Here is a 20656-nt window from a genome sequence, read left to right as displayed (position 1 = left end):
TCGCTTTAAGAGCGGTTCCGGTTAAAACGGAGCCACTCTAACACTACAGTTGCAAATTCGTCAGGCCGTGGCGAAAAGAGTGATTTGCGAGTACCGGAGCGGAGCGTACTTCCAAGCATAGTCCCGAAAAGTTGCAGACTTTTCGGATAAGACTATGCGTCTGAGAAAGGTACGCGAGCACCGGAACGTGAGACAAATCGCTCTTTGCAGCCCGGCCTCGCGAAGAATGCAACTGTAGTGCTAAGAAGGCGAGCCGCCAATCCTGCTCATATCCAGCTCGACGCGCAGAATGTCGCCCGGTTTGATTTCCGTGCGCTCATTGGCAACGATATCCTGAAAATTGCCGTTGACGTTGCGGCTGATCGAGAAGACCAGCTTCTGGCGCAGGGTGGATGACGCGATATTGCCGGACGATCTGGCGATTTCGGCCATGGTCTGGAGCTGTGCATTGCTGCGGCGCTCCATGCGGGCGATGTTGAGGTCGATATCCTGCAGATTGGTCGCCGCCTCGCTTTTGCGGATTTCGTCCAGATTGGCGATGCGCTGCTGCACGGCAAGCTGGTTCTGCCGCGCCCGCGCCAGGAAGGACGCAAGCTCCAGCGCATCGCGCCGGGTGGCCGACAGGTCGCGCTCCATGTCGCGCAGGCTGGACTTCGCCGCAAGGCCGCGATCCACCAGTGACTTGCTGGAATCCACATTCTCCTGCAGGAGCTGGATTTCCGCGTCGTGCAGCTTGATGCTCTGCCGCAGGGTCTCGATTTCATCGCCATAACTCGCCATTTGCGCCTCAAGCGCCTGGCGCTCGGCGGCAAGATTGTTGCGGCGCACATTGAACACCGTCTTTTCGCCGTCCAGCATCTGCCGTGTCAGGGCGGCCGCGTCCTTGTTTGCGGGCGTCTGTTCCGGCAGGTCATAGGTGAATTCCGTGCCATTCAATTCCGCCTCGAACCGCACCCGCCGAATGGCCATGGCGGTGATCTGCATTTGCAGATCGGCATATTCCTGCTGTGCGGAAATAAGCTGCATCCCGGCGGTGAGCGCCGGGGATTCGGCTTTTCCGGCGCCGCCGCCGAGCGCCATCAGTTCCAGCACCACCATGCCGGGCCGAAACTGGTATTTTCCCGGTGCCTTCACATCGCCGACGACGAAGACCGGCGCATATTGATTGACCGTCGCCGTGACCGTCAGGCCGGGAATATGCTGGGACAAAGATCCCGCAATCTTCTCGCTGATTTCATGGGTGGTGAGGCCGTTCACCGGAATGTTGCCCACCACCGGATAGCCGATATTGCCGTCCACATCGACCGCGTAGAGCCCGGTGAGGGACGGCTGCCCGTAAACCGTGACCTGAAGCACATCATTGGCGCCGACACGATAGGCCTGGCCGTCTGCCAGCGCGCCGAAACTTCCGCCAAAAAGCAGAAGCCCCGTCAACATCGTGGCCCGAAGATGGGAACCGATGCGGTTCCGGATGATCCTGTGTGACATGGCTTTCCCCTCACGCCTGTTCCTGAACATTGTCCGCAACCGGCTTTCGCCGCGACAACACGGCCCCCACGCCGCGCCTTGCCCTTTGCCAAGCCAGGCCGCAGAGCATGGCGGCAAGCACGATCCAGCGGCGACAGGACGAAGCCTCCTGATGCACCACCGCAAGCGCGGGCTTGCGCCCGAAAGACGCCATCGTCTGGATCAGCGCATGGGTTGCGTGCTGGTCGTGGCGGTCGGACGGCACCACGAGCAGCGCCGTATCCGTTGCGCGTGAAAGCAGAACCGAGCGCTTGTCTTCCATCACCGCCGGGAGATCCACGAGGATGATCTTGTGGTCGGACCGCAGCTCTGCGATCAGTTCGGCCAGCCAGTCGCCCTCGCGCACGGGCCTGTCGGGTGTGACGATATCGATCCCCGAGCCGTGGTCGTGCACAAGCCGCGCGCCGGTGAGCGGACGCCCGGTGGACACGACAGCGTAATCGCTATGCGGAACACCGAAAGCTTCAGACAGGCCCGAGCGCTTGCCGGTCGCATCGATAGCGGCGACCGTAACGCCGGTCGCGGCGATCTGTTGTGCAAGCGCGGTGATCAGCAGGGTCTTGCCCGCGCCGTCGGACAGGGAAACGACGGAAAGCGCCAGCGAATCCCGCCCGCGCGTCAGCGCGCGCAGGCGCTCATGCACGGCCCTGATCGCCCGGCCAAAGGCGCTCGCCGGATCAAGACCGCGATTGACGAGCAGCGGCACGGTGAGCTGTGGCGAAACCGGCAGCAGCGTCGCCGCCGGAAGGCCGGGCAGCAGCAGGGAGGCCGTCTGCGCGGGCCTGATCTTGTCAAATGTTTCCTTCAGCATCGTGCCGGCAAGTGCAACCAGCCCGCCAAGCCCCAGCCCCAGCAGCAGCCAGTTGGCGAGATTGGGGCTTGCCTTGGCCATGGCCGGTTCGGCACTGGAAATCATCTGCGCTTCGGGGGCGGCGATGCCGTCCTGCTCGATCAGCTGCTTGTAGCGCGTCAGATAGCTTTCATAGACCGTGCGGCTGGCATTGGCCTCGCGGTCAAGCTGCACGGCCTTCACCTGCGCCTGATTGGCCTCGGCAAGATCGGCCTCGGCGTCTTTCAATGCGCTTTCCAGCCCGCTGCGCCGCTGGCGCGCGATCCGGATTTCATTGCCGAGGCTCTTGATGATCTCGTCGACCTGATTTGAAATCTGCTGCTTCAGCGCTTCCTGTTCGGCCTTCAGAACCGGAATTTCAGCGCTTTTCAGCGCGCCGTTCGAGCGCAATTCGTCAAGCTGGCGTTCAACGCGCGCGGCCTCATTGCGCAGCGTCTGGATCGCGGGCGACGCCAGAACTTCCGCCAGCGCAGGCGCTTCATTGTTGGTCTTCAGTTCTTCCGCCGTGCGCAGCCGCGCTTGCGCAAGCGAAACCGCTCCCGTCGCGGCGACAATCTCGTTGTTGAGCGCGGCCACGCGCTGGGCCTGAAAGCTGATCTGCCCCTGATCGCCCGCAAGCCGCGATTTCTGGCGGAAATCCTCCGCCGCGCGTTCCGCACTTTCAAGATCGCTGCGCAAGGTGACAAGCTTTTCGCCCAGCCATTCGCTGATGCGCCGCGTGGCCGATTGCTGCACATCGATCTGGTGGTCGAGATAGGCCGTAGCGAAGGCATTGGCGACCTCCGCCGCATAAACCCGGTCGGAAGCGCGATAGGAAATGAAGATCGTATAGGACCGGCCATCATTGCTGACCCTGAGCCGGGACAGAAGAAGATCTATCTGCTGGCGTTCCCGCATGGCGGGATCGACACCGCGTGCCTCCCTGGCCTGCGCGTTCGGATCGGCGGCGGACGACAGGACGGTGCGCGAGCGGAACGCCGTCGGCACGGCAATGTTCTTCGCTTGCAGGATGTCGATGACTTTTCGCGCCATCATGCGGGAATTGATGATGTCGAGTTCGGACCGCAGAACCGGGCTGTCCTGCGGCAGCGGGGTGATGGCGCTTTCGCTGGGAAGCGCCTGCAACCGCCGCATGTCCAGCACCAGCACGGACTCCGAAACATAGCTGACCGGTGCCGTGAGATAGCCCGCAAAGCCGACGCCGATGCCCGCGATCACCGGCACGATCAGCATCATTCTTCTGCGTTTTATGGTGTCGAGCAGGTCAGCCACCGGCTGCCGCCCGTTTCCTGATGAAACGTCGGAGATAATCACAAACATTCTCCTTCACGGGAAGAGTTCGGCCCATCCGTCGCGCAGGCTCCGGTTGAACGGAACGATCGGAACTGCGCCAACTATCTGTTTTTTCGCATTTGCCTCACGCAAAACCGCTTCGCACTTTTGCTGGAAATGCTCTAATGCAGATCGGAAAACGATGTTTCCGACGGGAACAGCTCGTTGATGATGCAGGCCACTTCCGTACGATTGGAGGCTTTCAGCTTCTTCATGATGTTGCGGATATGAACCTTCACCGTGCTTTCGCGCAGCTTCAGCTCATAGGCGATGATCTTGTTCGCCTTGCCCCGGCGCAGCGCATTGACCACCTCGGCCTGGCGCTGGGTAAACATGCCGCCAAGAGGTTGCAGCCGCTGCGTGTTCGGATCGGTGGCGTGGCGCAGGGCAAGCACGCTGCTGGCCGGAACGAAGGTTCCCCCCGCCATGGCAAGGCGCAAGGCTTCAACACAGACATTCACATTGACCGAGGTTGGGATATAGCCCTTCACGCCATGGTCGAGCGCCTTGAGAACCTGCGATATTTCTTCCTTGTCCGCCAGAAGAATGACGGGCGCCGGGGCGCAATCGGTGACGATGCGGTTGAGATAATTGCCGACAGCCGGGTCTGACACCTTCTGGCCGCCGATGTTGAAAAGCACGGCGCCTGCCGTGCGGCCGCGGCGCTGGTGCAGCCACTGTTCGAACGAGCTGAACGTGGCGATCGACATTTCGATGCTGTGGTTTGTCAATCCATGCGCCAGGCATTCGCGATCCAGCGCCCGGTTGTCGATGATGACCAGCAGAGGGAGTGTGCCGTCATCCGGCTGCTCAGGTCTGGAGCCTGCTCCAAAGTCGTTATTCTTTAATTCACCCGCCTTGCTGCTGAATTGTGGAGAAATGTTCATCTGTTCGCCCTCTCATCCGACTTATGCGCACGACCCAATTGCTTGCACGTCACAATCACGGAAGCGCATCGGTTGCTTTTTTATTTATCTTCATGAGATTTAGTAAAACCCCTGAAGGCAATTCTTGTTTTTGTTCTTGCCTTGACGAAAAGACTGCCCCAAAATTCTTTGAGTGTCATTAACCTGGATTAGGGGTTTTAGCAGAATATGGTTTAGGTAAAACGCATATATATACCCAATTAGTGGTATAAATTACTACCTTGCCAAAACAAATGCGCTCGCTGAAACTCTCCTGAGAGCCGCCCGCCTGGGGAAGAATGGGGAAATACGAATGCGGGGGGCGCCGGACTTGCAACTTATCCTTTCCCGTGCCGGGCGAAACGGCAGGTAGGCTCCATGGTGGTAAATGCCGACGAAGCAAAAACGCTGCGCCAGTTTCTGGAAAGCGCCCCTATTGGCGCGGTTTTCAACGAAAGCGACCTGAATGTGCTGGGCGCCCTGCCCATATCGTCGAAAACCTATCCTCCGCATACGGTGGTCAGCAGCCAGGGCGACTGGGCCAATTCGGTTCATATCATCAAGAGCGGCTGGGGCTGCATCTATCGCGATCTGCCCGATGGCGACCGCCAGATTCTCGACTTCCCCATGAAAGGCGATTTCCTCGGCTTCCGGACCGGGCTGGGCTTCAACTATTACACGCTGATTTCCGTCACCGAGCTTTCCGTCCTGGAAATCTCGCTGGATCATCTCACGGAAAGCCTGCTCAAATCGCCTCGCCTCGCCATGACCTTCATGGAATTGATGGCCCGGCAGCGGGCCATTCTGATCGAGCATCTCATCAGCATCGGCCGCCGCAGCGCGCTTGTGCGCATCGCGCATCTCCTGCTTGAACTGGGCCACAGGGCGCGGATCAACGGAACGGGAGATGAAAACAGTTTCTTCTGCCCCCTGACACAGAGCGAACTGGCGGATGCGCTCGGACTGACGCCCATTCACATCAATCGCATGCTGCGCGAATTGCGCGAGGACGATCTTCTGGTTTTCCGCAACAATGCGGTCGAATTTCTGAACCGGTCGGCGCTGGTTCATATTTCAAGCTTCGACGAACACTATCTGACCATGGAGATTTTCCCACGGGTCCGTATCAGCCGCTGATCCACAGTTCGTCATTTGCCGCGGACTGGAATAGTTGCGCCCATCGTCCTAGATTCAAGGCATATAGCAAGGGAGCGCATCTCATGACCTACAGAAAAGACCCGGAAGCGATTGCCAGGCTCACGCCCGAGCAATATCGCGTCACGCAGGAAAGCGGCACCGAGCGCCCCGGAACCGGCGAATATCTCCATAACAAGGAGCCCGGAATCTATGTGGATATCGTCTCCGGCGAACCGCTCTTCGCCTCCGCCGACAAGTATGAATCCCATTGCGGATGGCCAAGCTTCACCAAGCCGATCGAACCCGCCAATGTTGCCGAATTGAGCGATTTTTCGCATGGCATGGTGCGCACGGAAGTACGTTCCGCCCATGGCGACAGCCATCTGGGCCATGTCTTTCCCGACGGCCCGGCAGATCGCGGCGGCCTTCGCTATTGCATCAACTCGGCCTCGCTTCGCTTCGTCCCGAAGGACCAGATGGAAGCGGAAGGATATGGCCAATATCTCGATCAGGTCGAGGATATCGGCTGACTATACTCCGGCTGGATATTGCAAGTATTTGAAGTAAAATACTTGCAATATCAAAACAATCCGCGATCAAATTCATTGATCCACAGCCATTCTCACGGACAATGAAGTAAGACTTCTTTCTGTCGCAATGATCCGTAATCTGATGCCGCGCACCGCTTCGGCGGAATCAGGCAAATGCGCAGCCTCGGTATGATTATGCTATAACCACACATACCGGGGCTTTCAGGGGCCGGGACTTTCCGGGCCGGGGCTTTCAGGGGCTTTCTAGAGCTTGCCCGCCTTGATTTTGCCTTGTTTTTGTCCGGCGCTCGCCACAATATCCGATGCGAAAGGCGCAAGGTTCCGCGCCGAAAACAGCGTTTGCGCAGCAGAAAGGCGCAAATCCCGGTTTTGCCTTGATTTGAAACCGGCGCTCACGACAGGTCGAGATGAGCCTTGAGCGGCATGTCGTCATGCACCGGAACCGTCTGCCTTTCGATCATGCGATGCACGAGCGGCGGCTTGTCTCCCTTGTGCAGGGAAAGCAATCTTTCCGACACTTCAGCATCGGCCTGGGTCCGGCGCTGGTTATGGCGGACATATTCAACCCAGGTCGGCACGTGATAACTTTCCGTCCAGGTTTCCGGGTTTTCCAGATCGCGCAGCAGCACCCATTGCCTTGCACCATCGCGGATACGCATGCGCCGCCGCAAGGCCATGGCGGAAAGAAACGCCGGAACATCTTCCTGTGCGATTCTGTAATCGACCATGATCATGATCGGGCCGCTGCGCGAACGCAGATCGAGACGAAGCTGCGGTTCGCTGAAACGGTTGAGCGGATCGAGATTGAGGGCTTCAAAATCAGGCTGCGGCAGAAAAAGGCCGATCAGCGCGCCAAACATCAGCACCACGGCAGCAGCCAGAAGTGCACCCGGCACCCCATATTCGTCCGCGACCGCACCCCAGAGCCAGCTTCCCGCCGCCATGCCGCCGAAAGTCGCCGTCTGGTAAAGCGCAAGCGCCCGCCCCACCACCCAGCGCGGCGTGGACAGCTGCACCGTGACATTGAACAGCGACAGCGCCAGAACCCACGAAACCCCGGCAGGCAGCAGGAAAAGACAGCTTAGCCACATGTTCCGGCTGATCGACAGCAAAGCGCAGCTGATGGCAAAGGCGACAAAAGCCCCCCGCACCAGCCATTCATTGCCGAGAAGCTCGCGCAGCCGGGCGCTGAGCAGAGCCCCGCCAATCGCGCCAAGCCCGAAAAAGCCCAGCATGATGCCATAGGTGAGCGCCGTTCCCTGGACGAGATCGCGGGCGACGAGCGGCAGAAGCGCCAGCACGACAATGGCCGACAGGCCGAACAGAAAGCCCCGGAACATCACTTTCAGCAAGTTCGGCGACATGGCGACATAACGCAGCCCCGCCACCATGGCCGGTCCCAGCGTTTCGCGCGGCAGGGTGGACTTGACGGTTTCCGGCTTCCACCGCCACAGCGCCAGAATGAGCGCACAATAGCTGAACGCATTGAAAATGAACGCAAAAGCAGCGCCCGCCGCCGCCACGATGATACCGCCGATGGCCGGACCAATGCTGCGCATGAGATTGAAGCTCATGCTGTTGAGCGCCACGGCCGCAGGCAGATCGGTGCGGGGCACGATGTCGCCCATCGATGCCTGCCATGAAGGATTGTGCAAGGCCCCGCCACAGCCGATCAGGAAGGTGAAGCTGAGCAGCATCCAGGGCGTGAGGATACCGAGATAGGCAAAAGCCGCCAGCGCAACCGAAATGAACAGCAGCAGAACCTGCGCTGTCAGCATGATGCGGCGGCGGTCGAAATTATCGGCCAGGGCACCGGCTGCGACGGAAAAGATCATCACGGGCAAGGTTGTCGAAGCCTGCACAAGTGCAACCATATCGTCCGAATGGGCGATGGTTGCCATCATCCAGCCCGCGCCGACCGTCTGCACCAGACCGCCGAGGTTGGAAACCAATGTCGCTGACCAGAGCGCCCGAAATGTCTTGTATTGGAAAGGCGCCAGGGGGGAAACTTTCTGCGGCACCGGACGACCTCCCGTTCCATCTGCCTAAGAATGCGGATACGTGAATCTCTCTCCTGCGACAAGGGGTTAAAACCGTGGGCGCACGAGAATGATGATTGACACCTTTTTTTGCGATAGGTAGACTGGTCTACCTAATCGATGGACCAAATGCGATGAACGATCCCGCCACGACAAGTTTAAGACCGGCACGCGAGCGGCTTTTAGCGGCGGCGGCGGAACTGTTTTACGACGAAGGCATTGCGGCGACCGGGATCGACGCGATCATCCAGCGCGCAGGCGTGGCGAAGCAGAGCCTCTACAACAATTTCGCATCCAAGGCGGAACTGGTGGCGACCTATCTGGAGCATCGCCATGCCGAATGGCTGGGCCTCTATGAAAAGCGCCTGGAAAAGGCGGCAACGCCGATGGACGGGATTCTGGCGGTGTTCGACGCCTATCGCGACCACGCGGAATTTGCCTATGAACACGGGTTTCGCGGCTGCGGCCTCCTGAATGCGGCAGCGGAGCTGCCCGCTGGCGATCCGGGGCGCGAAGCGGTGAGAAAACACAAGGAAGAGGTCGAGGGCCTGCTCGTGACCCATCTCACCGGCCTGATCCCCGATGATCCGCCTCGGGTGAGCCAACTGGCCGTGCAGCTCTCCTTCATTCTCGAGGGAGCGATCATGCGGGCTGGCCTTGAAGGCAAGAGTGCGCGTCTTGGCGAAGCCAGGGCAATGGCCGCGACGATTTTGAAGCAAATTTAAAATGCAATCATCGAGAGACTATTTTCTGGGCGTGGCCGCCATCATCGTCGCCTCCACCATCTGGGGCACGACAGGCACAGCGGCCACCTTTGCGCCCGACGTCGGCGCGGCGGCCATCGGCGCTGCGGCCATGGGGCTTGGCGGGCTGGCGCAAGCCGCAATCGCCTGGCGCGGGCTGATCGCCGCGCGACGGGCGCTTGCCGGTCAATGGCGCATCCTCATGCTGGGCGCGGTCTCGGTCGCGATCTATCCCCTCGCCTTTTACGGCTCCATGCGGATGGCCGGCGTGACCATCGGAACGGTCATCTCGCTCGGCTCCGCTCCGCTTCTCTCAGCAGGCATCGAATATCGGCAAAGCGGCTTTCGCCCGTCGCCGCGCTGGCTGGCAGGCGCTGCGATCGGCATTGTCGGCATGGCCCTGCTCAGCCTGTCGGAACAGGGCCGCGTTCATGCGGTCGCAGCCGAGGGTTCAACGCTGACCGGCTCACTGCTGGGCCTCGCGGCAGGCTTCACCTATGCGCTTTATTCTTCCTGCGCGCGCCAGCTTATGCAGGGCGGCATATCATCGACAACCGCCATGGGCGCAACCTTCGGCATAGGCGGCCTTTTGCTGATGCCGGTTCTGCTCGCAACCGGCGGGCCGTTTCTGGGTTCGTGGAACAATGCGGCCGTCGGGCTTTACATGGCTTTCGTGCCGATGTTCCTCGGCTATGTCTGTTTCGGCTACGGCCTGAACCGCGTTGAAACGAGCGTGGCGACCACAATCACCCTGTTCGAGCCGGTTGTCGCCGCGTTTTTCGCGGTGGTGATCGTCGGCGAGCGCCTTTCCGCCCTTGGCTGGTTTGGCGTGGTTCTTGTTACCATTTGCCTTGTCAGCATCACCGTGCCTGCCCGTTCCGCAAAGCCCCGGCCTGCGCCTTCAACCCCGCTTTCGCCGTAGAGCGCCGTGCGTCCATTCGGACGCACAAAGGTCGCTCTGACTTATTGTATAGAGGCATCGTGCATTCCCAAAATCGATTCCGATTTTTGGGCCGATGCCGTAGACGAATCCGTGTAGGTTCGGCCCACAGGGCAATTCCAACGATTCCATAAAAATAGAGCCTGCTCGATCAGGCAGCAAAGGAACGGACCATGGCAGCAGGAAAAGTAGCGATTGTAACGGCTGGCGGAAGCGGCATGGGGGCAGCTGCCGCGCGCAGGCTGGCGCAGGACGGTTTCAAGGTGGCGATCCTCTCATCCTCCGGCAAGGGCGAAGCACTGGCTGAGGAACTGGGCGGCATCGGCGTCACCGGCTCGAACCAGTCGAATGACGATCTGAAGCGGCTGGTGGACGAAGTTCTGGAAAACTGGGGCCGCATCGATGTGCTGGTGAACAGCGCAGGCCATGGCCCCCGCGCGCCGATCCTCGAAATCACCGATGAAGACTGGCACAAGGGAATGGACACCTATTTTCTCAATGCGGTTCGCCCCTCGCGCCTGGTGGTGCCGACGATGCAGCAGCAGAAGTCCGGCGTCATCATCAATATCTCGACCGCATGGGCGTTCGAGCCGAGCGCCATGTTCCCGACCTCGGCGGTGTTCCGCGCCGGGCTTGCCTCTTTTACCAAGATTTTCGCCGACACTTATGCAGCCGACAATATCCGCATGAACAATGTTCTTCCCGGTTGGATCGACAGCCTGCCGAAGGTGGAAGAACGCCGGGCAAGCGTTCCGTTGCAGCGCTATGGCACGAGCGAGGAAATCGCCGCGACGATCTCCTTCCTCGCATCCGACGGCGCCGCCTATATCACCGGCCAGAACCTGCGCGTGGATGGCGGGCTGACCCGGGCGGTATAGAGCGCATCCCGAAAAGCGTGAAAAGCCTGCACGGGGAAAATGCGCGTCAAAACAGACAGCTCCGGGCTGAGAGCCCCACGGCAGAGAACGCGGCGGCAGGGCAAAGCCTGCCGCCGCGCCGCCTTCATTCATCTCGCGGGTAACAGTGCCCTCGACATAACGAAGCGGATCGATCGGCGATACATTCCAGTCGGAATGGAGAGAAATCTTGAGGCCCGCATCCCCACAACTCGTCGCTGCACCACCGCAGGAAACCGTTCTGCATAGTCGGGACGACCGGTCAGCCCTGGCACTACAGTTGCATTCTTCGTGATGCCGGGCTGCAAAGAGCAATTTGTCTGCGTTCCGGTGCTCACGTACCTTTAAGTACGCTGCGCTCCGGTGCTCGAAAATTACTCTTTTCACCACGGCCTGACGAATTTGCAACTGTAGTGCTAGCTGGGCTTTTTCCGCGTCTTCCTGGCTATATTATGTGCGATGGCGGTCTGGACGAGCGCACAAAAAGCAGCCGCATCGATCTCCTCGCCTTCGCCTATGTCGATCGCGCGGCGGGTATTGCCTTCAAGGCTGGAGTTGAAGAGATGAGCCGGATCGTCCAGTGCGGCGCCATGCGCAAAAGTCAGCTTCACCACCTTCTTGTAGGTCTCGCCGGTGCAGATGATGCCGTCATGCGACCATACCGGAACGCCGCGCCATTTCCATTCCTCGATCACCCCCGGATCGGCCTTCCTGATGAGCGCGCGCATTCTGGCAAGCGTCTCACCGCGCCAGTCGCCAAGCTCGGCGATACGCCCGTCTATGAGAGTTGAAGCATCGTTGCCATCTGTCATGAAATCCCTCCCCTGATCTACATTTTCTCGCCCGGCAAGCAGGCTCGCCTGCCTGAAGCAACAGACCATAACACCCCGTCCGGCTTGCGACCAAATTGGGGGCGACGGTTCGTGTAGATTTGAGGCAAGCCTATGATCGCGCCGCGCGGTCGGCCCCGGCATATGTCCTGGCAAGCGCATCCAGAGCCATGTTCATCGGCAGGGCGGGCGAAAACAGAAAACCCTGCCCGCTGCCGCAACCAAGACGACAAAGCGTGTCGCGGTCTTCTTCCGTCTCGATCCCCTCGGACGTCACCTTGATGCCGAGCGCTTCCCCCAGCGCGACCATGGCGCGCACGATATGCTGGTCGCCGTCGGATTCGGCAATGCCGCGCACGAACACCTTGTCGATCTTGATCTTGGTGATGAGCCCCTTCTTCAGGGAAGCAAAAGTCGCAAAGCCGGTGCCGAAATCATCGAGCGCGATGGAAACGCCGGCATTCGACAAGGCACCGAGACTGTCGTTCATCCAGCGCTGGTCGAAGGGCGCCTCCTCCGTGATCTCTATCTCGAGCATCGAAGCCGGCAGGGCGCGCTTTTCCATCTGGGACAGGATTTCATGCGGGATACGCCCGCCCGCCAGCTCGCGGGGGGAAAGGTTCATGGCGACCGTCAGATCGCCGCGCCCCATCCCGGAAAGCTTGTCGATCATCTCGCAGCAATTGAAAAACACATTGTGGGTCAGCTGCCGCACCACCCCCACCTCGCAGGCGACGTCGATGATTTCGGGCGGGGGGATCGTGCCATGCTGCGGATGATCCCAGCGCAACAGCGCCTCGAAGCCCACCATGCGCCCGCTGGAAAGCTCGACCACCGGCTGGAAGTAAGTTTGTACCTGCCCGGTTTCGATGGCGATCCGCAGATCGCGCTCGATGCTCTGCTTGCGCTCCCACTCATGGTGAAGGCGCTTCTCGAAGAAATAATATTCGTTGCGGCCGCGCTTTTTGGCGGCATAAAGGGCAAAATCGGCCCGCAACAGCATTTCCACCGGGTCCAGGCGCTCCAACCGGCAGATGCCGACACAGGCGCCGATCTCCACCGACAGGATGCCCTGATGATGCGCCGCCAGACTGCCGATGATGCGCGCGGCCACCAGTCCGGCCTCGATGTTCGCCGCCGGCTCGGGATAGACAAGCACAAACTCGTCGCCGCCGATGCGCGCCAGAACGGATCGCTCCGGCGATATCTGCCGGATGCGCTCGGCAATCGCGACCAGAAGATCGTCGCCCGCCTTGTGGCCGTAGGTATCGTTGACGGATTTGAACCCGTCGAGATCGATCAGCATGACGATGAACGGGCCGTCCTTGACCGGAAACAGGCGGATGGAGGTTTCAAGGCCGCGCCGGTTGAAGAGGCCCGTCAGCGGATCCTGCCGGGATTTGAGCGCCATTTCATCGGCGGTCTGCTTGGCTTCATGCTTGAGCCTGCTTGTCTGGATGAAACGGTTCTGGCCCAACAGCGCACCGCGCGCCATCCCGCACCAGAACAGCACGACGGCAAAAGCAAGCATGCCATGTTGCAGATCGGCCTGCCATGCGAGGCAAACCATGGTCACGGCCAGCGGCGGCGTGATGAAATTGATCGCAACCGCCGCATAGGACGAACCATAGGTCACGGCACCGGCGCAGACACCGGCCAGAATGACCAGATAGAACGACGATTGGGCGAGCGTGAATCCCTCGGAAAGAATGGCGACCCCTGACCATACTAGGCCGGACACCGCCGCCAGCAACCGGAACCGGGTGAGCTGGCGTTGCAGCACCTTGACATTTTCAGTGGGTACGGCAGGGCTTCGATAATAGGCAATCGCGTCGATGAAGCGCGCCATATTGATGATGTTGACCAGCGCGAACCAGACCAGCGGAACCCACACATGCCCTTCCGCCATCTGGGCCAGCAGGACAAGCACCGACAGGATCGTGCCGATCGGCATCGAAAAGCGCAGCCCCTCGCAAATCTCCCTCAGCTGGTCTGCGAGAATCTTGTCGGTTATCGGGCCGTTCTGGCTGCCATATGCCGCCCGTGCCAGTTGCAGCCAGTATGCAATTCTTGACCCCATTGAAACGCCACCACCGGCCAGAGCACGTTGAGCTTCTTTCGATCAGGAGCGCCCCTCCTGCCCCTCACCGAAAAGGAATGACAGCAGAACTGTCCCCTGATTTGCAAGTATAACATGTATGCAATCTAAAATGCCAATGGCACGATGGCTCAATCAAGACGATTACCTTGGCGGATGACAGCCTGTCACCGGCAATATGCCGCCCGCCCGCAAACTATTCGGTCGGCTGTTCTTCCGCCGTCAGCAGCAATTTGTCGATGCGGCGTCCATCGAGGTCGACGATTTCGAAGATCCATCCGTTCTTGACGAAGGTTTCGCCCACATCGGGCAGATGTTTCAGCTCCTCAAGCGCCAGCCCGGCAACGGTGTTGTATTCCGCATCGTCATCGATCTGAAACCGCAGAAACTCCGAAAATTCGTCGATCGGCATCCAGCCCGAGACGAGATAGGACCCATCCGCCCGGCGCACGATGGCTTTCTCCTCGACATGGTCTTCCTGCATGGCGCCGATGATGGCTTCCATCACGTCGCCCGCGGTAATCACCCCTTCGAAATGGCCGTATTCGTCATAGACAAGCACCATATGGGTGGGCGTGCCGCGAATGGCTTCCACCACGTCCAGCGCATCGGAAAAATCCGACACGACGGGGACGTCCCGCACGATCTCGCGCAGATTGACGCTCCCTTTGGACGAAAGCTGGTTGAAGAAGTCGCGCACCTGCAAGACGCCGATCACCTCGTCGGAATCCTCGCCGCGCACCGGAAGCCGCGAGCGGCCGGTGTTCTGCAACTGCTCGCGGATTTCGTCGAAACTGTCGTCGACATCGACCATTTCGACATCCATGCGCGGCGTCATCAGCCCGCGCGCCGTGCGGTCGGCAAGGCGCATCACGCCCGCAATCATGCGGGATTCCTCCGTTTCGATCACACCCGCGCTATGCGCTTCGGCCAGAACGGACTTGATCTCTTCATCCGTCACGCCGTCGCTCGTCCTGCCCGACTGGCCGAGCAGTTTCAGCACCAGACGGCCCGAAGTGTCCAGAAGCCAGACCAGAGGCGCGGCCATCTTCGACAACAGCGTCATCGTCGGGGCGACGCGGCTTGCAACCGTTTCCGGTTCGCGCAGCGCGATCTGCTTGGGCACGAGTTCGCCGACGATCAGCGACAGATAGGTGATGACCACGACGACCGAACCGACGCCCAGCGCATCGGCAAGGGCTGGCGACAAACCCTGCGCCAGAAGCCAGCCCGACAGGCGCGCGCCGAGCGTCGCGCCGGAAAACGCACCCGACAGAATGCCGACAAGGGTAATGCCGATCTGGACGGTGGAGAGGAAACGGCCGGGATCATCGGCAAGCTCGATGGCCATGCGGGCGCCGCGGCTGCCCTTGTCGGCCATTACCCTCAGTCGTGCCGGGCGGGAGGAAACCACTGCGAGTTCCGACATGGCAAGAACGCCATTGAGGATCGTCAACAGCACGACCGTAATTATTTCAAAGTACAAAACTGCCCCTCGGGATCAGATAATCGGAATATAGAGCGGTTCCAGTTAAAACGGATTCGTAGCACCGCTCTATCTCTTTTTTTACGCATTATCCCACGCAAAACCGCTTCGCACTTTTGCTGGAAATGCTCTAATGATAGAAAGGAACCGCCCCGCTTTCCAGAGGCGGGCGGCATAAAATACTGCGATACTGTCAGAATTGCAGTCGCGCCCTGCTTTCGTCCGGCCCGCGACGACGCGGCCTTTCTCTTCGTCCCAATCCATGCAGTCACAATGCAGGCAATATCGCAAAAGCGCCCGTTGGTCAGGCCAATTGCGTAGAATGTGGGGGTTTGAACCGCAACCCTTCACGCAAGCGCGGCGTTTTGGTTGCGCACGCAAAATTGGCTTGACCAGAAACCGGCAGGCTTCTACTTCTTTCATTCACAGGTGATGAAACTTTGCGCGAGGGAGGAAGCGCGATGGGAGGATTGCCGTCAGCGACAGCGCGCGCGCAGACCGCGCCTGTATTGCTGAAGCTGGATTCCGTTTCCAAGGAGTTTCCGGGCGTCAAGGCCCTGTCGAATGTCAGCTTTGAATTGCGGGCGGGCGAGGTTCATGCCGTCTGCGGCGAAAATGGCGCTGGCAAATCGACCCTGATGAAGATCGTCAGCGGCGTCTATCAGCCCGATGGCGGCACAATCCATTATCGCAACCAGCCCGTGCGCTTTGCCTCGACGCTTGAATCGGAAGCGGCGGGCATCGCCATCATCCATCAGGAGCTGAACCTCGTTCCGCATTTGAGCGTTGCGGAAAACATCTATCTTGCGCGTGAGCCGAAACGCGGTTTCTTCGTCGACCGTCGCAAGCTGAAGGACGATGCACAGCGCTGCCTCGACCGGCTGGGCGTCAGGATCGACCCGTCCACGCAGGTCCTGAACCTTTCGGTCGCCCAATGCCAGATGGTCGAGATCGCCAAGGCGCTGTCGCTCAATGCCTCCGTGCTCATCATGGACGAGCCCACCTCCTCGCTGACCGAGCAGGAGGCGCAGCTTCTGTTCAGGGTCATCCGCGAGTTGAAGGCGCAGGGCACCGGCATCGTCTATATTTCGCATCGCCTCGATGAAATGGCGGAGATTGTCGACCGTGTCACCATCCTGCGCGACGGGCGCTATGTCTGGACCAGGGATTTCAACGATGTCACCGTCGATGAGATCGTGGCCGGCATGGTCGGGCGCGCGCTCGATGAAAAATTTCCCGAGCCGACGCGCAAGCCGACGGATGAAGTCATCTTTTCCGTTGCCGGGCTGACGCGAAGCGGCGTCTTCGACAATATCGGCTTTGAACTGAAGCGCGGCGAAATCCTGGGCTTTGCCGGGCTGATGGGCGCGGGGCGGACCGAAGTGGCGCGCGCGATCTTCGGCGCCGATCCGCATGACGCCGGAACCATCGTGCTTGAGGGCGACACACTTTCGATCGCCAGCCCGCGCGATGCCATCGAGGCGGGCATCGCCTATCTGTCGGAAGACCGCAAGGCGCAGGGGCTCGCCGTCAAGATGCCGGTCGACGCCAATCTGACGCTTGCCAATATGGAAGCCGTCAGCAGCGCCCATGGCGTGATCGATTTCGAGCGCCACCGGCAGGCAAGCCAGCGCTATGTCGATCTGCTCAACATCAAGACGCCGGGGCTGGGCCAGCCGGTTCGCCTGCTGTCGGGCGGCAACCAGCAGAAGATCATCATCGGCAAATGGCTGTTCCGCGAGCCGCGCATCATGTTCTTCGACGAGCCGACGCGCGGCATCGATGTGGGCGCGAAATTCGCCATCTACCAGATCATGGACGATCTGGCGGCAAGGGGCATCGGCATTGTGCTCATCAGCTCCGAACTGCCGGAAATACTGGGGCTTTCGGACCGCGTGGCGGTCTTTCACGAGGGGCGCATCACCGCCGTCCTGAACACGGCTGCGACAACGCAGGAAGAAATCATGACCTATGCCTCCGGGCGGGGGCGGCAGGACAAATGAGGACGCAGTAAAAATGGCCGAAATCACCACGGACAAGCCCCGGAAGACGGCAAAATCCAGGGGGCTCAGCGACCGCCAGAAGGATATCATCCAGAAATTCGCCGCCGTCGGCAGCCTGATCCTTCTGGCGGCGATCTTTTCCGTCACCAGCAGCGCCTTCATGACCGTCAACAATGCCATGACCATCGCCTTGCAGGTGACGTCGATCGCCTTTCTCGGCATCGGTGCAACCTATGTCATCATTACCGGCGGCATCGATCTTTCGGTCGGCTCGGTTCTGGCGCTTGCCGGCGTGGTGGCGGCCCTTGCCGTCAAGGACCTTTCGCTGCCCATCCCGCTTGCCATGCTGCTCGGCATATTGACGGGATCGCTCTGCGGCCTCATCAACGGCTTCGTCATCACAAAGCTCAAGCTGCCGCCCTTCATCGCCACGCTCGGCATGATGCTGATCGCGCGCGGCGTCGCGCTCCAGATCACCGGCGCGCGCGCCGTCTCCGGCCTTGGCGAAGCCTTCGGCGTGCTGGGCAACGGCTCGCTGTTGCGCATCGAGAGCATCGACGAACAGGGCTTTCCGGTTGTCACCTTTCCCGGCATCCCCTATCCGGTGGTGCTGATGATCGTGATCGCGATTGCGGCCGCACTCGTGTTGAACCGCACCGTGCTTGGCCGCCATATCTATGCCATCGGATCGAATGCGGAAGCCGCGCGGCTTTCCGGCGTCAATGTCGCCCGCGTGACGGCCTTCACCTATATCGTTTCGGGCACGCTTGCCGGGCTTACGGGCTGCGTGCTCATGTCCCGCCTTGTCACCGCACAGCCCAATGAAGGCGTCGCCTATGAGCTTGACGCCATTGCAAGTGCTGTCATCGGCGGCACGTCGCTCATCGGCGGCGTCGGCACGATTTCGGGCACGTTCATCGGCTCGTTCGTCATCGGCATCCTGCGCAACGGCCTCAACATGAACGGCATTTCCGCCTTTACGCAGCAGATCATCATCGGCCTCGTCATTCTGGTCACGGTTTGGATCGACCAGATGCGCAACCGCCGGTGAGAGGGGAGACGGAATGCCTGCGGCATTCCGAAAAAAGGGTAGAGCCAGAGGCTCGATAACAGGAGGAAAACATGCGTAAACTGGTGTCTGCATTGATGGCTTCGGCCTTTGTGCTCGCAGGAGCGGCAGGCGCTTCGGCGGGCGAAATCGCCGTGATCGTGAAGACCGTGAACTCGACCTTCTGGCAGAATGTCCAGAAAGGCGCGGAAGCTGCGATCAAGGATTCCAAGGATCACACCATGACCTTCCAGGGCCCGGCGGCTGAATCGGCCATCGCCGACCAGGTGAACATGGTGGAAAATGCCGTCAACCGCAAAGTGGATGCGATCCTGCTTGCGCCATCCGACCCGGACGCGCTGACGCCTGCCGTGAAGAAGGCGTGGGAAGCGCGCATTCCGGTGGTCATCATCGACTCGCAGCTGGCCGACGGCGCCGACAAATATTACCAATCCTTCCTCGCCACCGATAACCGCAAGGCCGGTGAAGCCGCGGCCAAGGCCCTGATCGACAAGGCAGGCACCACCGGCAAGATCGCCGTCATGTCCTATGTCGCGGGCGCAGGTTCCGAAATCGGGCGCGTCGGCGGCTTCGTGGATTACATCAAGGCCAATTCCAAGCTGGAAGTCGTCGGCCCCTATTATTCGCAGTCGCAAATGGCAACCGCGCTCAACCAGACCACCGACGTTCTGGCGGCCAATGGTGATCTCGTCGGCATTTTCGGCGCCAACGAACCGACCGCCATCGGCATGGGCCGCGCGATCAAGCAGGCGGGCAAATCCGGCAAGCTGGCCGCCATCGGCTTCGACGGCAATCAGGATTTGCAGGAATTCGTCAAGGACGGCACGCTCAACGCCATCGTCGTTCAGGGTTCCTACCAGATGGGCGAAAAGGGCATCGAAACCCTGTTGAAGGTGCTGAACAAGGAAAAGGTCGAGAAGTTCGTCGATACGGGCGCCGTTGTCGTGACCAAGGACAATATCGACAAGCCGGAAGCCAAGAACGTGCTGTACTGAACATGGCGGCAAAGGGAGGCATTACGCCTCCCTTTGCTATCGTGATACGCTACGAAGACCTCACCATGAGGCGGTCGTGGAAAATCATTCCCAGAACCATCATCGCCACGAAAAGCCAGACCTGCGGCAGGCCCATCGACAGCGCGGAGATGACCGGGCCGGGGCAGAAGCCCGCAAGCCCCCAGCCCGCACCGAAGATGGCGGAGCCGATAATCAGCCGCCGGTCGATTTCCGTCTTTTCCGGCAGATGGAAGGACTGGTCCAGCACGGGCCGCGCCATGCGCCGCTTTATCATCACGCCGGGGATGGCCACCAGCAGGGCGCCGCCCAGAACGAAGGCAAGGCTCGGGTCCCAACGGCCGCTGGTGACATTCAGGAAGCCCGTCACGCGCGACGGATCGATCATGCCCGACAGCGACAGGCCGAAACCGAAGATCGCGCCTGCAAGCAATGTCATGGCGAGACGTGCATTGGCCGACTGTTTCATAGCAATGCTCCCGAAATGCTGGCGACCACGATGCCGCTTATGAGGAAGGTGAGCGTCGCGGCTATCGAACGCCTGGAAAACCGCGCCATGCCGAGAATGCCGTGGCCGGACGTGCAGCCCGATCCCATGCGGGTGCCGATGCCGACCAGAAGCCCCGCCACGACAATGACGGGCCAGGACATGGCCAGCGTCACCGGCGGAAAGGCACCATAGATCGCCGCATAGATAATGGGTCCGAGAACGAGGCCGACGACAAAGACCGCATTGGCCGGTATCTGTTTGCCACCAAGAAGCCGCCCGACAATGCCGCTGATGCCGGCAATGCGTCCGTTGAAGATGAGAAGCAGGACCGCGGAAAGGCCGAGCAGCATGCCGCCCGCCAGCGATTGCAGATAGGTTGCGATCATGACCGGGCCTCCGGTGTGCAGAAAATGCCGTAAAGCGCCTCGATCAACTGCCCGGCCTTCACTTCCGCCAGGCGATAGAAAATCTGCTTGGCGTCGCGGCGGGTTTCGACGATGCCCGCTTCACGCAGCACGCCCAGCTGCTGCGACAGCGTCGGCTGGTGAATGCCAAGCGCCTCTTCCAGTTCTCCGACCGAATATTCGCGTTCTGCAAGCGTGCAGGCCAGCATCAGCCGCGCCGGATGCGACAGCGTTTTCAGGAGTTCGGCAACCTCGGCTGCCCGCCCCTCCATTTGCGTGCGCGTCATTGTGTTTTCATGGGCGCGCGCACCGCCCGACATCGCTACCATCATGGCACCTCATT

At 60.3% G+C, this 20656-nt stretch carries 18 protein-coding genes; 8 read left to right on the top strand and 10 right to left on the bottom strand.

Translation table 11 applies throughout. The features are described from left to right. Positions 1-240: 240 nt before the first annotated feature. The 3 genes from AVM02_RS02200 to AVM02_RS02190 form a co-directional block, all read right to left on the bottom strand. A complete protein-coding gene (locus AVM02_RS02200; protein ID WP_411505387.1) occupies positions 241-1488 on the bottom strand; it encodes a polysaccharide biosynthesis/export family protein in 1248 nt (415 codons plus the stop codon). Between the two features lie 10 nt (positions 1489-1498). After that, positions 1499-3691 (bottom strand): GumC family protein, encoded by a 2193-nt coding sequence (locus AVM02_RS02195; RefSeq protein WP_411505447.1) that lies wholly within the window; start codon positions 3689-3691, stop codon positions 1499-1501. Positions 3692-3831: 140 nt separating this feature from the next. Beyond that, complete coding sequence (locus AVM02_RS02190) at positions 3832-4596, bottom strand: LuxR C-terminal-related transcriptional regulator (RefSeq protein WP_411505386.1); 765 nt, start codon at positions 4594-4596, stop codon at positions 3832-3834. 396 nt (positions 4597-4992) lie between these two features. Here AVM02_RS02190 and AVM02_RS02185 point away from each other — a divergent pair, with 396 nt between their 5' ends. After that, positions 4993-5751 carry a Crp/Fnr family transcriptional regulator gene (locus AVM02_RS02185; protein ID WP_411505385.1) on the top strand — a complete coding sequence of 253 codons (759 nt, stop codon included), beginning with the start codon at positions 4993-4995 and terminating at the stop codon, positions 5749-5751. Between the two features lie 83 nt (positions 5752-5834). Continuing rightward, complete coding sequence (gene msrB / locus AVM02_RS02180) at positions 5835-6281, top strand: peptide-methionine (R)-S-oxide reductase MsrB (protein WP_411505384.1); 447 nt, start codon at positions 5835-5837, stop codon at positions 6279-6281. Between the two features lie 413 nt (positions 6282-6694). On the opposite strand, the gene AVM02_RS02175 is transcribed toward msrB, so the two are convergent. Next, positions 6695-8323, bottom strand: coding sequence for an MFS transporter (locus AVM02_RS02175; RefSeq protein WP_411505383.1), 1629 nt, complete (start codon positions 8321-8323; stop codon positions 6695-6697). Positions 8324-8475: 152 nt separating this feature from the next. Between AVM02_RS02175 and AVM02_RS02170 the strand changes: the two genes are divergently transcribed. From AVM02_RS02170 to AVM02_RS02160, 3 genes are all read left to right on the top strand, one after another. Next, entirely contained in the window at positions 8476-9066 is a 591-nt protein-coding gene (locus AVM02_RS02170) for a TetR/AcrR family transcriptional regulator (protein WP_411505382.1), read from the top strand. A gap of 1 nt (position 9067) precedes the next feature. After that, a complete protein-coding gene (locus tag AVM02_RS02165; protein ID WP_411505381.1) occupies positions 9068-10006 on the top strand; it encodes a DMT family transporter in 939 nt (312 codons plus the stop codon). Between the two features lie 191 nt (positions 10007-10197). Beyond that, positions 10198-10902, top strand: a complete 705-nt coding sequence (locus AVM02_RS02160) for an SDR family oxidoreductase (RefSeq protein WP_411505380.1) — start codon at positions 10198-10200, stop codon at positions 10900-10902. A gap of 434 nt (positions 10903-11336) precedes the next feature. Here the strand turns inward: AVM02_RS02160 and AVM02_RS02155 are convergent, their stop codons facing one another. The 3 genes from AVM02_RS02155 to AVM02_RS02145 all read right to left on the bottom strand — a co-directional run bounded on the left by AVM02_RS02155 (position 11337) and on the right by AVM02_RS02145 (position 15334). Further along, on the bottom strand, positions 11337-11732 hold the full coding sequence (locus AVM02_RS02155) for a DUF1801 domain-containing protein (RefSeq protein WP_411505379.1): 396 nt from the start codon (positions 11730-11732) through the stop codon (positions 11337-11339). Between the two features lie 130 nt (positions 11733-11862). Then, positions 11863-13830 carry a putative bifunctional diguanylate cyclase/phosphodiesterase gene (locus AVM02_RS02150; RefSeq protein ID WP_411505378.1) on the bottom strand — a complete coding sequence of 656 codons (1968 nt, stop codon included), beginning with the start codon at positions 13828-13830 and terminating at the stop codon, positions 11863-11865. Between the two features lie 214 nt (positions 13831-14044). Continuing rightward, positions 14045-15334, bottom strand: coding sequence for a hemolysin family protein (locus AVM02_RS02145; RefSeq protein ID WP_411505377.1), 1290 nt, complete (start codon positions 15332-15334; stop codon positions 14045-14047). Positions 15335-15795: 461 nt separating this feature from the next. Here AVM02_RS02145 and AVM02_RS02140 point away from each other — a divergent pair, with 461 nt between their 5' ends. The 3 genes from AVM02_RS02140 to AVM02_RS02130 all read left to right on the top strand — a co-directional run bounded on the left by AVM02_RS02140 (position 15796) and on the right by AVM02_RS02130 (position 19401). After that, positions 15796-17337, top strand: coding sequence for a sugar ABC transporter ATP-binding protein (locus AVM02_RS02140; protein ID WP_411505376.1), 1542 nt, complete (start codon positions 15796-15798; stop codon positions 17335-17337). A gap of 13 nt (positions 17338-17350) precedes the next feature. Further along, a complete protein-coding gene (locus AVM02_RS02135) occupies positions 17351-18388 on the top strand; it encodes an ABC transporter permease (protein WP_411505375.1) in 1038 nt (345 codons plus the stop codon). 71 nt (positions 18389-18459) lie between these two features. Next, positions 18460-19401 (top strand): ABC transporter substrate-binding protein, encoded by a 942-nt coding sequence (locus AVM02_RS02130; protein ID WP_411505374.1) that lies wholly within the window; start codon positions 18460-18462, stop codon positions 19399-19401. Positions 19402-19450: 49 nt separating this feature from the next. Here the strand turns inward: AVM02_RS02130 and AVM02_RS02125 are convergent, their stop codons facing one another. From AVM02_RS02125 to bigR, 3 genes are read right to left on the bottom strand one after another with little or no spacing between them, the layout of a single operon-like run. Then, positions 19451-19888, bottom strand: coding sequence for a DUF6691 family protein (locus AVM02_RS02125; RefSeq protein WP_411505373.1), 438 nt, complete (start codon positions 19886-19888; stop codon positions 19451-19453). After that, complete coding sequence (locus AVM02_RS02120) at positions 19885-20295, bottom strand: YeeE/YedE family protein (protein ID WP_411505372.1); 411 nt, start codon at positions 20293-20295, stop codon at positions 19885-19887. Before AVM02_RS02120 ends, AVM02_RS02125 begins: the two co-directional genes overlap by 4 nt. Then, positions 20292-20642, bottom strand: coding sequence for a sulfite-sensing transcriptional repressor BigR (gene bigR, locus AVM02_RS02115; RefSeq protein WP_411505446.1), 351 nt, complete (start codon positions 20640-20642; stop codon positions 20292-20294). The genes AVM02_RS02120 and bigR overlap by 4 nt, the downstream gene beginning before the upstream one ends. Between the last annotated feature and the right edge of the window lie 14 nt (positions 20643-20656).

This window comes from Brucella anthropi (assembly GCF_046630315.1).
Classification (GTDB): Bacteria; Pseudomonadota; Alphaproteobacteria; order Rhizobiales; family Rhizobiaceae; genus Brucella; species Brucella anthropi_A.
The sequence above is the reverse complement of the archived record's forward strand: the minus strand, read 5'-3'. Positions and strand labels throughout refer to the sequence as shown.